The 14,236-nt window shown below is 59.4% G+C and carries 16 protein-coding genes and 1 tRNA gene; 13 read left to right on the forward strand and 4 right to left on the reverse strand.

Annotated elements, in window-relative coordinates; translation table 11 throughout:
- Positions 1 to 13: 13 nt before the first annotated feature.
- Positions 14 to 1,252, forward strand: a complete 1,239-nt coding sequence (locus OH764_RS00620; protein WP_498847650.1) for a cation diffusion facilitator family transporter — start codon at positions 14 to 16, stop codon at positions 1,250 to 1,252.
- A 153-nt stretch (positions 1,253 to 1,405) separates the two neighbouring features.
- Here the strand turns inward: OH764_RS00620 and OH764_RS00625 are convergent, their stop codons facing one another.
- The 3 genes from OH764_RS00625 to OH764_RS00635 all read right to left on the reverse strand — a co-directional run bounded on the left by OH764_RS00625 (position 1,406) and on the right by OH764_RS00635 (position 3,225).
- Positions 1,406 to 1,864, reverse strand: a complete 459-nt coding sequence (locus tag OH764_RS00625; protein ID WP_006050474.1) for an Lrp/AsnC family transcriptional regulator — start codon at positions 1,862 to 1,864, stop codon at positions 1,406 to 1,408.
- Positions 1,865 to 1,954: 90 nt separating this feature from the next.
- Positions 1,955 to 2,584 carry a 3'-5' exonuclease family protein gene (locus OH764_RS00630; RefSeq protein WP_498847651.1) on the reverse strand — a complete coding sequence of 210 codons (630 nt, stop codon included), beginning with the start codon at positions 2,582 to 2,584 and terminating at the stop codon, positions 1,955 to 1,957.
- Complete coding sequence (locus OH764_RS00635) at positions 2,581 to 3,225, reverse strand: MBL fold metallo-hydrolase (protein ID WP_498847652.1); 645 nt, start codon at positions 3,223 to 3,225, stop codon at positions 2,581 to 2,583. The genes OH764_RS00630 and OH764_RS00635 overlap by 4 nt, the downstream gene beginning before the upstream one ends.
- A gap of 644 nt (positions 3,226 to 3,869) precedes the next feature.
- On the opposite strand from OH764_RS00635, the gene OH764_RS00640 reads away from it, so the two are divergent.
- Positions 3,870 to 4,472, forward strand: coding sequence for a septal ring lytic transglycosylase RlpA family protein (locus tag OH764_RS00640; RefSeq protein WP_498847653.1), 603 nt, complete (start codon positions 3,870 to 3,872; stop codon positions 4,470 to 4,472).
- 135 nt (positions 4,473 to 4,607) lie between these two features.
- On the opposite strand, the gene rsmI is transcribed toward OH764_RS00640, so the two are convergent.
- Complete coding sequence (gene rsmI / locus OH764_RS00645) at positions 4,608 to 5,486, reverse strand: 16S rRNA (cytidine(1402)-2'-O)-methyltransferase (protein WP_498847654.1); 879 nt, start codon at positions 5,484 to 5,486, stop codon at positions 4,608 to 4,610.
- A 37-nt stretch (positions 5,487 to 5,523) separates the two neighbouring features.
- Here rsmI and OH764_RS00650 point away from each other — a divergent pair, with 37 nt between their 5' ends.
- The 11 genes from OH764_RS00650 (at position 5,524) to OH764_RS00700 (ending at position 14,233) form a co-directional block, all read left to right on the forward strand.
- A complete protein-coding gene (locus OH764_RS00650; RefSeq protein ID WP_498848849.1) occupies positions 5,524 to 5,994 on the forward strand; it encodes a YraN family protein in 471 nt (156 codons plus the stop codon).
- Between the two features lie 238 nt (positions 5,995 to 6,232).
- Positions 6,233 to 6,820, forward strand: a complete 588-nt coding sequence (locus OH764_RS00655) for a phosphoheptose isomerase (protein WP_020067187.1) — start codon at positions 6,233 to 6,235, stop codon at positions 6,818 to 6,820.
- Between the two features lie 25 nt (positions 6,821 to 6,845).
- Complete coding sequence (locus OH764_RS00660; RefSeq protein ID WP_498847655.1) at positions 6,846 to 7,637, forward strand: BON domain-containing protein; 792 nt, start codon at positions 6,846 to 6,848, stop codon at positions 7,635 to 7,637.
- Positions 7,634 to 7,984, forward strand: coding sequence for a c-type cytochrome (locus tag OH764_RS00665; RefSeq protein ID WP_498847656.1), 351 nt, complete (start codon positions 7,634 to 7,636; stop codon positions 7,982 to 7,984). Before OH764_RS00660 ends, OH764_RS00665 begins: the two co-directional genes overlap by 4 nt.
- A gap of 64 nt (positions 7,985 to 8,048) precedes the next feature.
- Positions 8,049 to 8,124, forward strand: a tRNA-Ala gene (locus OH764_RS00670).
- 570 nt (positions 8,125 to 8,694) lie between these two features.
- Entirely contained in the window at positions 8,695 to 9,915 is a 1,221-nt protein-coding gene (locus OH764_RS00675) for a tyrosine-type recombinase/integrase (RefSeq protein ID WP_498847657.1), read from the forward strand.
- Between the two features lie 248 nt (positions 9,916 to 10,163).
- Positions 10,164 to 10,967, forward strand: a complete 804-nt coding sequence (locus OH764_RS00680) for a hypothetical protein (RefSeq protein ID WP_498847658.1) — start codon at positions 10,164 to 10,166, stop codon at positions 10,965 to 10,967.
- A gap of 175 nt (positions 10,968 to 11,142) precedes the next feature.
- On the forward strand, positions 11,143 to 11,352 hold the full coding sequence (locus OH764_RS00685; RefSeq protein ID WP_498847659.1) for a helix-turn-helix transcriptional regulator: 210 nt from the start codon (positions 11,143 to 11,145) through the stop codon (positions 11,350 to 11,352).
- Between the two features lie 74 nt (positions 11,353 to 11,426).
- On the forward strand, positions 11,427 to 12,512 hold the full coding sequence (gene trfA / locus OH764_RS00690) for a replication initiation protein (protein WP_498847660.1): 1,086 nt from the start codon (positions 11,427 to 11,429) through the stop codon (positions 12,510 to 12,512).
- A gap of 559 nt (positions 12,513 to 13,071) precedes the next feature.
- The gene (locus OH764_RS00695) at positions 13,072 to 13,470 is read left to right on the forward strand and encodes a hypothetical protein (protein ID WP_498847661.1); all 399 of its coding nucleotides are present in this window, start codon (positions 13,072 to 13,074) and stop codon (positions 13,468 to 13,470) included.
- Positions 13,471 to 13,498: 28 nt separating this feature from the next.
- On the forward strand, positions 13,499 to 14,233 hold the full coding sequence (locus OH764_RS00700) for a P-loop NTPase family protein (RefSeq protein ID WP_498847662.1): 735 nt from the start codon (positions 13,499 to 13,501) through the stop codon (positions 14,231 to 14,233).
- The last annotated feature ends 3 nt before the right edge of the window (positions 14,234 to 14,236 follow it).

The following is a 14,236-nucleotide window of genomic DNA, read 5'->3' on the forward strand; positions in this document are numbered from 1 at the left end:
TGCTTTCTCCAAGATGCCCTCCGCCGCCGTTGAGTCCGCCGAGAAACACCGCGTCGCGCGCAAAAGTACGTTTGTGAGTATTGCGCTGAATGCCGTATTGATGGTGCTGCAAATCGCCATCGGCGTGTTCGCGCACTCGCAGGCACTCGTGGCCGACGGCATCCATTCTCTTGCCGATCTGATTTCAGATTTTGTCGTGCTGTTTGCCAATCGGCACAGCGGCGCAAAGCCGGACGCGGATCACAATTACGGGCATAGCCGTTACGAAACGGTCGCTTCGTTATTTCTTGGCGCGCTGCTCATCGCAGTCGGCGTCGGCATGTTGTGGCGTGCCGGCACTCGCCTCGCCGATCTCGACAACATTCCGGCCGTTCATCTGAGCGCTCTGTTCGTGGCAGTGCTCGTGCTCTTTTCCAAAGAAGGACTGTTCCGCTACATGCTGCGCGAAGCGCAACGCGTGCGCTCGGCCATGCTGATTGCGAACGCGTGGCATGCGCGGTCGGACGCTGCGTCGTCGCTGGTGGTCGCGCTCGGTATTCTCGGCAGTCTCGCCGGCGTGCGACTGCTCGACCCCATCGCGGCCGCGATCGTCGGTTTCATGGTGGCGCGCATGGGCTGGATGTTCGGGTGGGACGCGCTGCAGGATCTGTCGGACCGCGCGCTAGACGAAGCCGCCACTGCCGACATGCGCGCACTGTTGCTGTCGACGCCGGGCGTGCGCGATGTCCACGAATTACGAACGCGAAAAATGGGCGACTTCGCGCTGGTCGACGCACATATTCTGGTCGATCCGCTGATCTCGGTGTCCGAGGGGCATTACATTGCTGAGAGTGCACGCCTGCGTGTGTTGAGCGACAACCGTGTGCTCGACGCGCTGATCCACGTCGATCCCGAGAACGATGCGGTCGCGCATCCGCCGGTTGGGTTGCCTTCGCGCGAGCGGATCGTTGCAGACGTGAACGCGGCGTTGGCGACGGTCAGCCTCAAGGCCGCGGCGGTCAACATTCATTATCTGAGTTCTGGGCTCGACGTCGAAGTCGTACTACCCGCGCAGTCCGTGCGCGATAACGATATCGAGGGCACGGAGGCGCTCCAACGTGTCGACCTTGCCGCGCTCAAGCGCCGCCTCGGCGCGCGCAAGCTCGATGTGCTGCGCGAAGTCGACACGCCGTCGGCGCAAAGCGGTCCGTCGACGCAGGTCGGCGCGGGTGCGGATCGTCATCAGGGCAGGGTTCCGCATGGCACCAGCTAAGCAGAGCGAGGATGCAACTCGACACGGCACGACACGACGCACGCCGCTGCAAGCCTCGTTGAACGAGCCACCGCACGCAGCCGCACCGGTTTGTGCGGCTGCTAAACGGCCCGCGGCCATCTAACAGCGCGCGTTAGCGCCTATGCGCGCGAATCACAGCGGTAGTTGCGTATCGAATTTGATTTCGCGAAGCACGACGCTCGTGCGTACCTGAGCAACCGCTGGAATCTTGAAGATGCGTTCGTGAAGGAACGTGTCGTACGCCTTGATGTCCGGGGCGACGATCTTGAGGATGTAATCGGACTCGCCGGTGGTGCTGTAGCACTCGGTCACTTCCGGGCAAGTGGCGATTTCCCGCTCGAACTGTTCGACGCCGCCCTCGGTATGACGCGTGAGGTGAATGTGCGCGAGCGCGCACACGTGCAGTCCCAGCTTCTCGCGATCCAGCAGCGCCGTGTAGCGCTGGATCACGCCCGATTGCTCCATGTCCTTGATGCGCCGCCAGCAAGGCGTGCTCGACAGACCGACCTGGTCGGATATTTCTTGCACCGAGCGGCGTGCATCCAGCTGCAAAAGGCGCAGGATTTTTTGAGAGAACGTATCGAGTGTCAACTGCGCCTCCGTTGGCGTCGCCGTATCACCGCATGGTAGAGGGCGCGAAAACGAAACGCAATGCAAAACGGCCTGAGCGAGGGAGATTACCTAATTTGCCGGTTCCTCAGCGGGATTTTGTCCTGACGCGTCCCCTTCGACGCCGGCCGCCGAGCCTGCCGCCTGCATTGCGCGCAGATCCTTCAGCATGTTGCAGAACAGAGCGCCCTGCTCGATAGCGTCGTCGAGCGCCACATGCGTATGCGGATGTTCGTCGAACCAGTGTTTCGGAAAGCGCGGCTTGATGTTCTTGCGATACGGCAAGCCGGTCATTGCGAACGCGAGTGTCTTGATGTCGAGCGCCGACCACGAGAACGGGCAACGGCCGACAAAGCGCATCATGTACCAGAACATGTGGGTGAAGTCGAAGCCGGCCGGCATCGCGACGAACACCGGTTTGCCGGGCAGCGCCTCCACCCAGTCGACATACGCCGCGAGCGCCGCCTCCGGCCGTTGCAAGTCCTTGCGGCAAGCCGCCCAAGCTTCCGGCTGGGTCTTCCACCACGCTTCTTGCACGGGATGCGGCGCTGCGCCCTCGAGCAACTCCAGATTCGCTGAAAAAGTGGCGATGAGTTGCTTGTCTTCCGTATAGGCCGCCGACGCGAAGCTCAGCATCGAATGCGGACCGGGAATCGGGCCGTCCGCTTCGACGTCGGTGCTGACATAGATTTCGCTGCTCATGGGACGACTCCGTCGCCAACATAGGGATTGCTACGCCGCTCCGCGCCGAAGGTCGACGTGGGACCGTGGCCCGGGACAAAGGTGACGTCGTCGCCGAGCGGCCAGAGCTTTTCGCGAATCGAGCGCACCAGATCCGCATGATTGCCGCGCGGAAAATCCGTGCGACCGATCGAACCTGCGAACAACACGTCGCCGACCAGCGCTAGCCGATGCGCGCGGCTAAAGAACACCACGTGGCCGGGCGTATGTCCCGGGCAGTGATAGACCTCGAGCGTCTCGTCGCCGAACTGCACGGTGTCGCCAGTGTCGAGCCAACGGTCGGGCTCGAACGCGTCGGCTGCCGGAAAGCCGAACCGCGTGCTTTGATCGGGCAGTTTGTCGAGCCAGAAGCGTTCGTCAGGATGCGGGCCTTCGATCGGCACTCCGTAATGCGTGGCGAGTGTCTTCGCACCTGCGCAGTGGTCGATGTGACCGTGCGTCAGGAAGACTTTCTCGACGCTCACGTTCTGGCGCGCGATCTCAGCCTGAATGACGTCCAGATCGCCGCCCGGATCGACGACGGCCGCGCGCCCGGTTGCCTCACAAACGAGCAACGAGCTGTTTTGCTGGAACGGCGTGACGGGGATCAAAGTGACTTTCATGAATGACGGCGCCGCGGGTAAAACGTTGATTGTACCGGCGTCTCGACGTGCCGCACCGACGTTTGCCGGCGCCCGCGAATGCTTGCCGCGCACCGTTTTGTCTGCTGATTTTTGCAGCAACGGTGAAGATTCATCAAGGTTTTCAGTCGCTTAGCAACACAACATTCTGTTTTGGGTATAATGCACCCCATGCACGAGGAATCGTGCTGCCACAAGGCGATGCGTCCCTATCAAAAATAGGAGCGCGGATCGCCACTCAAGTATGGGCTGTCGCGGTTTTGGACGGCCATCAGGTATCGAGCTTTCGATGCACACGTCTTGCCCAGCCAGGCGCCACGCGCCTGCTATGACTCTTACGGTCGTGACGCTGGGTGGGGCCTACGCCGCCGTTCCTGCGCGCTGAGTCTCGCGCGCAAGAACGTGTTTGCCACGTTCGATGGCGGCATGTGGGGTCTGGTCAGGCTGCCGGGGACAGGTTGCGCCAGACGTGAAAATTAACCGTGCGGTAGCGGCTGAATGAGCCGCATCCGGGCTTTGACGTTCTGCGCTCGTCTGCGCGGCGCGTTGTCGTCCTTTGCCGCCGGAGTCGCAGGCAACACGCGCAACTACGCGTGATGCGGCTCGACAATTTGATTGCACGTCTTATGAAAACTCGGTTATCCCGTAGTCTGGGGACACTTTTTGCCTTTTTTGTGCTGGCTGGTTGCGCTACGCCGCCGGGCGCCGACAACAGCATCGCAAGCGCCGTGCCGCTCCGCACAAACGCGCAAGCGGCGTCTTTCGGACCGCAAGCCTACGGCAGCGCGCCGGCGTCCGCCGATGGTGCCGCCCAAGGGCCGTCGCTGGCCGATGCAAAGCCGCTTTCGGATGACAGTACCGGAGTCTCGGACTTTCATCAGACCGGACGCGCCTCCTGGTACGGCCGCGGCTTTCATGGCCGCCGCACCGCCAATGGCGAGCGTTACGACATGCACGCGCTGACCGCAGCGCATCGCACGTTGCCGCTCGGTTCGTATGTGCGGGTGACGAATCCCGCCACTTCGCGTTCTGTCGTCGTCCGGATCAACGACCGCGGCCCGTACGCACGCGGCCGTGTGATCGATCTGTCGATGGCGGCAGCGAATGTTCTCGATATGCGCCACGCAGGCACCGCGCGCGTGAAGATCGAAGGTTTGACGCAGGACGAAGCGCGCCAGGCGCGCGACGAAACGCTGGCGTCCGATTCGGGGCCGCTCGCGCAGAAGTAATAGGCGCAAGGCGCTGTTTGCGTCGGTCGGTATGGCGAACTACGCCTGCCTGAAAAAAGAAAGGGCCGCTCATGCACATGGGCGGCCCTTTTTTGTTTGATCTTTGCTGCTGCGTGCAAGGCGCTGCCGCTTCTATCAATCGTCTTCTTTCTTGAGCGCCAATGCGCGCGTGTACAGTGCGTTGCGCGACCCGCCGGTGATCGACGCCGCGATCCTGGCCGCGCTGCTCACCGTCAACTCCTCCAGCAACATCTCGAGCAACGCGTCGTGATCGTGTTCGCCGGACGTCGCCTGTTGCGCGCCTTCAACCACCAGTACGAACTCACCGCGTTGGCGGTTTGGATCGGCGGCGAGCCACGTTGGCGCTTCGGCCAGGGTGCCGCAATGCAATGCTTCGTGTAACTTCGTCAGTTCTCGCGCGATGAGCAGCTTGCGCTCGCCGCCCCACACATCGGCCAACGCCTGCACCGTTTCTACGATGCGGTGCGGCGCTTCGTAAAAGACCATCGCGTGCGGATGCTGCGCGAGCGTTTGCAGCGCGGCGGCGCGGGCTTTAGGTTTCGGCGGAAGGAAGCCGAGGAACGAGAACGTCGAGACCCAATCCCCGGCCGCGCTCAGCGCGGTGGCAAGAGCACTGGCGCCCGGGAGGGGAATCACTGCGAAGCCCGCTTCGCGAGCTGCATCGACGAGCTTTGCGCCCGGATCGGAAATGCCGGGTGTGCCCGCGTCGGACACATAGGCCACGCGCTCGCCTGCTTGCAAATGCTCGACGATGCGTTGCGCGGCGGCTCGCTCGTTATGTTGATGAACCGCGATGAGCGGCTTTGAGATGCCATAGCGCGCGAGCAACTGACCGGTGTTGCGCGTGTCTTCCGCGGCGATGCGATCCACGAGTCCGAGTACATGCAGCGCGCGCAGCGTGATGTCGGCGACGTTGCCGATCGGCGTGGCCACCACATACAGCGCGGCGGCGGGGTACTGCTGTCCTTGCGCGAGTTCGGAGAGAGGAGTCATGAGGCAGAAAACGCAAACGGACGGAATGAGGCCGTCATTGTGCCACGCAGCGCCGCGCGTTCCGGCCGGCGCGACGAATGCCGACGCGGCGAGGAAGAAGCCGAACGCAAGCGCCGCCATCACGAACAACTTTTCCCGGCAGGCGGGGTCCAAACTCGTCGGCGCGGCGTTCGAGTTGCGTGCGCAGGAGTTTTTGCAGCGTCAGCGTTTGCGGTTCGTGGCGCGCAATGTGTGCTGCCGCGGCGGGGAAATCGATCTCGTGATGCGCGAGCGCGACGGCGGGCTTGTATTCGTCGAAGTTCGTGCACGCGCGCAACGCAAATATGGCGGCGCGGCGGCGAGCATCGGTTGGCAGAAGCGGCAACTAATCGTACGCGCCGCGCAGCACTATCTTGCGACCCACCGTTCGCATTCGCAGGATCAACCCGCTTGCCGCTTCGACGTGATTGCGTTCGAAGCGGGGCGCCTCGTCTGGTTACGCGATGCTTTCCGTGCCGACGAAGTGTGACGCAATTGCGCGGAGAACACGGGTTAGTGCGATAAACTTGCGCTCGCGTGCGAGCTACGGGGCGAATTGGTGAGATTTCAGCGTGCTTCACAGCGCATTTTGCGAGGTGTAGAAACGCACACAGTTCGTTGCGCTCAAAGGTCGGTGGAGCGTTATTGCTTGCAGCAAGACTTCATTCATACAACTTCACAACACGGCCGCATGTCGCGGCTTACTCGCGGTAGAAGATAGAGACTCGATGTCAGTCGAACGCATTCAACAACACTTCCGCGATAGCGCGGCAGTCAAACTCGAAGCTTTGGAAACCTTGTCGATGCCGATTGCCGCAGCAATCGACACGATGTTTGCCGCGCTTGCCAATGGCAACCGTATTCTTGCGTGCGGTAATGGCGGTTCCGCGGCGGACGCGCAGCATTTTGCCGCCGAACTGATTGGCCGCTTCGAACGCGAGCGGCCTGGCTTGCCGGCCGTCGCACTCAGTACCGATACGTCGGTACTCACCGCCATCGCTAACGATTATTCGTTCGAGCAGATTTACTCGAAGCAGGTGTGGGCATTGGGCCAGCCGGGCGATGTCCTGCTCGCGATCAGCACATCGGGCAATTCCGCGAATGTGATTGCTGCAATCGAAGCTGCGCACGAGCGCGAGATGATTGTCGTCGCGTTGAGTGGAAAGGGCGGCGGACGCATGCAGGAAGTATTGAGCGATACCGACATCCACGTGTGCGTGCCGTCAGATCGTACCGCGCGCATCCAGGAAGTGCATTTGCTGACCATCCATTGTCTATGCGACGGCATCGATGCCATGTTGCTGGGCGAAGACTGAGATTGATCCGAAGGAGAGCTAGTTGATGAGTGTATTCCGCGTCAAGAAGACACTGGTGAGAACCGTGCTTGTAGTTGGGTTTGCGGCGGGGTTATCCGCGACGTTGCAGGGTTGTTTTCTCGCCGTTGCGGGCGCGGCGGGCGGCGGCGCGTTGATGGCGACCGACCGGCGCACAATCGGCGCGCAAACCGAGGACCGCGAGATCCAGGTGAAGGCGCTTTCGCAGATCAGTCAGAACCTGCCGGATTCGGCGCACGTCAACGTGACGGTGTTCAACCGCCGCGTGCTGCTGACCGGCGAAGTGGCAGGGGATGTGTCCAAGCAGCGCGCCGAAAGTGTCGTGCGTGGTTTGAACAACGTGAATACGATCGTCAACGAACTTGCGATCATGCCGGCGAGTTCATTCTCCTCGCGCACGAACGACACGTATCTCGAGACGCGCGTGAAAACCGCGCTGATCGCCGAGAAGGATATTTCGGCGAACGATTTCAAGGTGGTCGCCGAACGCGGTTCCGTGTATCTGATGGGCCTCGTCACGATGGACGAAGGCAATCGCGGCGCGGACGTCGCCAGCCGGGTGCCGGGCGTCACGCAGGTCGTGAAGGTCTTCCAGTACATCCAGCCGCAAGAGGCAGCGGCGGCAAATGCGGCTGCGGCGACAGCGCCTGTTGCCGCGTCGCAGCCGGATGCTGGCGCGGCGACGGTTGGGACGATTCCGGACTCGTCGGTCAGCGCGAGGCCGCTCGAGCAGCAGGCGCCTGCGCCGGTCACGAACTCGAACGCGGTGCATCCGGGCAATCCGAAGGCGCCGCAATGAAGCTCGGGGTTGTCGGTGTTGTTATCGTTTCTTTGATGTTCGGGGCGGCGAGCTTGTTTGTATCGACGGCCTACGCGGCCGATATGCCGAGCGGTCAGCGGGTCGCGAATGCGAATGCCTGCATGGGATGTCATGCGGTGGATCGCAAACTGGTCGGTCCTTCGTTTCAGCAGATCGCCGCCAGATACAAGGGCGACGCGCAGGCTCCCGCGAAGTTGGCGCGCAAGGTGAAGGACGGCGGCTCGGGTGTGTGGGGCATGATTCCGATGCCCGCGCATCAGTCGATGAGCGATGCGGATATTCGCGCGGTGGTCGATTGGGTGCTTGCTGGGGCGCCTTCGAAGTGAGTTTTTGCCGGGGCTGGCGGCTTGGCAAAACGGAAAACGCCTGTGCTAGAATAATTTGCACGTTGGGGGGGTAGCTCAGCTGGGAGAGCGTCGCGTTCGCAATGCGAAGGTCGGGAGTTCGATCCTCCTCCTCTCCACCACTAACAGTTCTTAAGATGTCCTGGAAAGTCCGGAAACCCCGCAGCCAGCAAGGCTCGCGGGGTTTTTTATTTCCGACACTGTCCAAGCTGTTCCATTGACATCTGCCCCCGTCGGGGGAACACTCTTGGGGCAACCTGCCGCCCTTACAATGCTGTATTCCCCAAACGCTTCCGATGGAACCTCCCGTCAGAAGCACGAAGGCCGCCGGTGGCATGTGCCCCCGCCGCCGGGTGATGGCAAGCACTGGTGGCTCGAGTACGGACTTGGCAGGAGGAACGTTTGTCGTTCAGCATTACCCGCGAGTAACGTTTGCGGTGCGAGTAGGCTTCGATAGCAACCTCGGGCCTTGCTTGTCGTAGCAGTGAGCCCGGACGAGGTAAGAAAGCAGAAACACAGCTCTCCGGGGCGAACCCGCGCGGGTCGAAGCGGAAATGCGCGATTGTTTGGATAGCGACGGGGCGGCTTCGATTCGGATCGGGGGCCCACAGAGTGAACTTTAGTCCATCGGAAACTGCCGGGCTTCGCGCCTTTCTGGGCGCAACGCGGTGCGTACCCGTCTAGGAGTGAAAATGGCATTGACCGACGTAGCGGTTCGCAACGCGAAATCGAGAGACAAGCTTTACCGCCTGTTTGACGAGCGCGGCATGTACCTGGAGGTTTCGACCACGGGGGGCAAGTGGTGGCGCCTCAAGTACAGATTTGGAGGCAAAGAGAAGCGGCTCTCCCTTGGTGTCTATCCTGACGTGAGTTTGAAGGACGCACGGGATCGCAGGGATGAAGCTCGCAAGCTTCTGGCCAACGGTATCGATCCTAGTATTGAACGCAAGGTGCAGAAAGCGGCATCGGTGGACCGCGCGGCGAACAGCTTTGAAGCCGTGGCGCGGGAATGGTTTGCACGACAAGCGCCGGGTTGGGCTGCCAGCCACGCTGACAAAATCATGGGGCGCTTGGAGAAGGACGTGTTCCCTTGGCTGGGCGGTAGGGCGATCGCGGAGATCAAAGCCCCGGAAGTGCTCACCGTGCTGCGCCGGGTCGAAGCACGCGGTGCGCTCGATACTGCCCATCGCGTTCATCAGAATTGTGGCCAAGTATTCCGGTATGCGGTCGCGACTGGGCGAGCGGAGCGCGACATCAGTTCGGATCTTCGCGGTGCAATCCCGCCAGCACAGCACACGCACTTCGCTTCTGTGACGGAGCCCGCCGAGGTTGCGAGTCTCCTGCGGGCGCTCGACGGTTTTCAAGGGACGTTCGTCGTTCAGTGCGCGCTGCGTCTCGCCCCGATGATATTCGTTCGTCCGGGTGAGCTGCGGACGGCTGAATGGGGGCAATTCGACCTCGACAAAGCTCAGTGGCGCTATACAGTCTCCAAGACGAAGACTGAGCACCTCGTGCCACTTGCGAAGCAAGCGGTCGAAATCCTTCGAGAACTGCACGCGCTTACTGGACAACGTAAACATGTCTTCCCAGGGCGAGACGTCAAAAAGCCGATGAGCGGCGCGGCGATCAATGCGGCTCTCCGGCGAATGGGCTTCGATACAAAGACCGAAATCACCGGACATGGATTCCGGGCTATGGCGCGCACGATTCTTCACGAGCAGCTGCGCTTTCCGAGCGAAGTTATCGAACATCAGCTTGCACACAAGGTTCCCGACGCACTGGGGAGCGCCTACAACCGCACAAGGTTTATTGATGATCGCGTTGAAATGATGCAACAGTGGGCCGACTATCTGGACCAGCTGAAAGCTGGGGCGCACATCAAGTCGAAGTCGGGAGTAACTGGCGGCCGATGAGCTTCCGCCCTAGCCTCAATGTTGAACAGTGAGTTCATTCCGGCGCTGGCAAAGAAAACATCGCGAGTTGCGCAAAGCCTGACACTGGCAGATGGAAGGTGCCATCTTTGGGGTGAGCGTTGCGACAACTGTAGCGGTTGGCCCCAACAATATTTTTGTGGAAGCGCATTGACCGGGTTAAACAACGTGTCGGACAGGTCACTTGCCCGCCGGCTTGGCTTTCATAAAAAGCTCACTTGAGGACGCAGATGGATTTCGCTGGCTTTGTTGCTTATGACCCATATTCGACTTTCCTTGATCCGGCTGCTGAACATTTCGTTGATGTCCGCGGCAAGCGGGGGCGGCTTGTTAGAGAAAATGCAGATCTGGGATCGTTGTGGATACTTGCGCGTGACGCCTACGTGGCGTTACCTCTCTGTGAATCACGAGATGAATTTGCCGAGCGGATCGGCTTATTCCAAGAGCACGTCGCTTCAGTGAAGCACGATCTAAGGGGCGTGCTGAAAGCTGGTCGTATGGGGTTGCCTCACGATCTAGATTCTCACGTGGCACGCGCCTGGCTCGAACGTCTGCCGATGCACGATCTGATGAAATTGGGATGGAGATTCACCGGAGCGATCGACGAAGCAGACGCAAGAACGGATTTCGAAATTCACGATATTTTTGGCGAGGCGTTTCTGTTTGTGTGTCTTCACGAAGTTGATGCAGCGCTTTTGGCAATGAGCGCCGACGGCCAAGGCGCTGTCAGTTCGGCCCTCAACGCATCCGAAGCGTACAACTTGGCGATGGAGATCCTGAGATACAAAGAGCAGGTAAAGAAAGGAAAACGCGAAATGGCGCGACGGGGCGCCATCGCACGAGTCGCAAAAAGCAAGAAGACGTCTGCGAAGGAGGACGTGCATACGTGGTGGTCCAAGTGGCAAGGCGATCCATCGCTTTACAAGAGCAAGCGCGCCTTTGCAGACGCGATGCGGGATAAACATCCTGAACTGGAGAGCGAGGAGGCGATCAAGCGATGGACACGTCAATGGGAGAAAGAGCAATGCGAGTGAGATGATTGCTACGAAGCTACGGACCAGATCCAAGCTACCGAGCTAGCTCGGTAGTGACCAAGCCGGTCAGATCGTTACTGTGCCGGCTCAGGCGTCTAGGCGTTGAAGGAAAAATAACAATAATGAGAAGCCATGTACTCCGGTGCGTTCCGGGGAAATTCACTAAGGGTGAAACATGGCTGCACACATCCAGGTTGCACTAACCATTCTGAGACGTAGAGAGGTGGAGGCGGCAACAGGGCTGTCTCGTTCCACAATTTACGCTCGTATCAGAGAGAAGACCTTCCCGGCTGCGGTCCAGCTAGGGCCGCGCTCCGTCGGCTGGCGAGCAGGCGATATTGACGATTTTCTCGTCTCCCCTGCCACTTATCGCGCGGAGAATTGAAGGCGATGACGTGGGCGAATGCGGCAAGACGCTGCGGCTGTTGGCTTATCTAACGGGCTCAGCAAATGAAGCGGATGGACGCCACACAGGTCGTCGACGGTGCTGACGGGGCCGCAGGCTTTGACCACGACTGGATGGTTGTGCGAGACACGACCACGCTCGTTCCTAGTGCCACGAGGCGAGTGCTTCGAGCGGACGTAGTGGCGCGCCGACAGGGGAAGCTAACCTCCGCTGGCGCGTTAGCGGTCCAAGTCGCGCAGAAGCCGAAACGCTCCGACGGAACGCACGAAGGGGACACCGCGGCAGATACGCCTGCTGCGGCCGGCTTTGAAAAACAAAAGATGCTGCCGTTCTGGCCGGCTGATGTTCGAGGCCTGCCGCCCGTGTTTGCAGCGTCCCCTCTCTTCAATGCGCGGAACCGGAATCAAAAACGAATTCAGCTGAATGATGTCGAGCTCTACGTAATTGGAACTGCAAGCGCCGGTACCGCGCGTCTCTTGTATCGTGGGGAAGAGCTGCGACAAGTTGATCAGAAAGTGTGGCTGCAGCTGGTCCAGATCGCAAAGTCGCTGCCAGTCGGGATGGTCGTGGAGTTTACCGCCTATGCGTTTTGCAAGGCCATCCACTGGGCGCCAAACAAGGGAAGTTACGAGCGGCTTCGGAAATGTTTGGCACGTATGCAGGCCACATCCCTAACCGTGATATCGGACCGATTTGAAGCCGAAGAGGGAGTTAGCCTTTCGATGATCCCAGTGTTCCAATGGCAGAATCCACGCACCGGGAAGCCTTTAGCTCGCTACAAGGTTGCTCTGGCACCGCCGCTTGTTGCGATGTACGGCGGAAATGCTATTCCCTACGTGCAGTGGCGGCAACGCCTTATGTTGCCGGACGGTCTGGCAACTTGGCTTCACGGCTACTACTCGTGTCATCGCGATCCGCATCCAGTTCGTCTCGAAACAATCAGACTCGGAGCGGGATTGAGTACTGCGAATCAAAAACATCTGAGGGAGTTGGTCGAACAGGCGCTTGCTGCGCTGAAGGACGTGAAATTTCTCCGCGACGGGCGGGTTGAGGGCGGACTCGTGCATGTCAAGCGGCAGCACGCGAACAATGAAATGCACACCGTTGAGCAGCTGACGCCGCGTGATATCGACCTATGACCGACCATGAAGCCCTGTTGCCCTGCTCTGCTACGCCGGTCGCTCCGCCGAAGCAGCTATCTCGCAGTCGTATTTATGAACTGGAACCTGTGTTTTGGTTTGCGTATTTCCATATCGACGTATGACCGACCGAGTCAACCTATGACCGACTTCGACACGACCTATGATCGGCTGAAAGTATTGACGCATGACCGACCCAGAGCGTTGACGTATGACCGACCAAGAGATATATCAAAAACCCTGCTGGGCTTGCTCTTTCGATCGAAATTTGCCAAGGCTAACCGTTGGTATTTTTACCGTTTACTTACCCTAGCTTTTAACCATCGTTCGGACATGTGGACAACGGGGGGCTCGTGCCCTTTCACCCAAGATTCGTGCTGCCCAGTGGCCCGACTTGTCTTCCGATGTCCCGGCAGGCGCGAGCCGCAGTGATACTCGTTGCCTCAATGTCCCTGTTGATCGGCGCCAAAGCCGCGTTGCTCCGCCTTTGAGCGTCGTATGGGCCGATCCGTGCGCGGGGCGTGATATCGCGTCGAATTATCGAAGTCGGTGATCATGCATGGAAGGATCAGTGATGGATGGAGTCAAGGATGCTCTGCTTGGACTAAGGGCGAAAAGCAAGACCGGCCGGTTGCGCGAATTACTTCCGATCATAGAAGCCAAGGTCGAAGAGGGCGTTCGCCATGAGGATATTCATACCGTGCTCAACCAACTCGGCTTGAGCATGTCATTGGAGGTCTACAAGACGACGCTGTATCGCATTAGGAAGGAGCGGGCGGAGACGTGCAAGACAATAGTTTCGCAGGTATTGCCGGGCTCGACGCGGGGGAACGCAGCCATATCGCCTACCGAGCATGCGCCTACAGCATTACCAAAGCAGTCGACGACACCCATCGGCAGCGTTGCACCCGCGTCGTTCGATTGGGAATCAGAACGCGGAAAAAAAGTCGAGTGGTAATCATTCACCTTCAAAGAAGGAGGGCATCATGAGCGAAGTCGCAACCGACGTTAAACATGCAATTCACATCGTTCTACAGGGTAAGGGGGGAGTCGGTAAGTCTTTGGTTGCATCCCTGATTGCGCAATACATCAAATCTCGACATCAAAACGTATTTTGTGGCGATACTGACCCGGTGAACGATACATTTGCACGGTATGAGGCGTTTGGCGCGAAGCGCTTCAAGATTTTGGTCGGTGACAAGATCGATACCCGCGCATTCGACAGTCTGATCGAAAGCCTAGTCGAACATCAGGGCCCGGCGGTGGTAGACAACGGCGCGTCGACCTTTATTCCGCTTTCTTCATATATGGCGGAAAACAATGTCATTGACGTGCTGCGAGAGTCCGGGAAAGAGGTTTACATTCATACTATTCTGACCGGCGGGCAGGCGTTGGATGACACGATGACGGGCCTCAACGCCCTCTTCGCAACGATGTCCGCACAACTTGTCGTTTGGGAAAACGAATATTTCGGCGCTGTATCAAAAGAAGGACGTCGTTTTTCGGAATCGAAGATGTACGAAAAAAATCGTGGCCGTGTGAAAGGAATAATCACGCTGCACAAGCGAAGCGCAGACACCTTCGGAAAGGACATGGAGCTGATGATCGTCAACAAGCTGACTTTTGATCAGGCCATGGGAGCTGCACATCTCATGCATCGCAACCGACTGATGGTCGTTCAGAAGTCAATTTTTGGTCAACTTGAGGGAGTGGGCATTTGAGGG

It is taken from the genome of Burkholderia sp. M6-3 (assembly GCF_050858985.1).
Lineage (GTDB): Bacteria > Pseudomonadota > Gammaproteobacteria > Burkholderiales > Burkholderiaceae > Paraburkholderia > Paraburkholderia caledonica.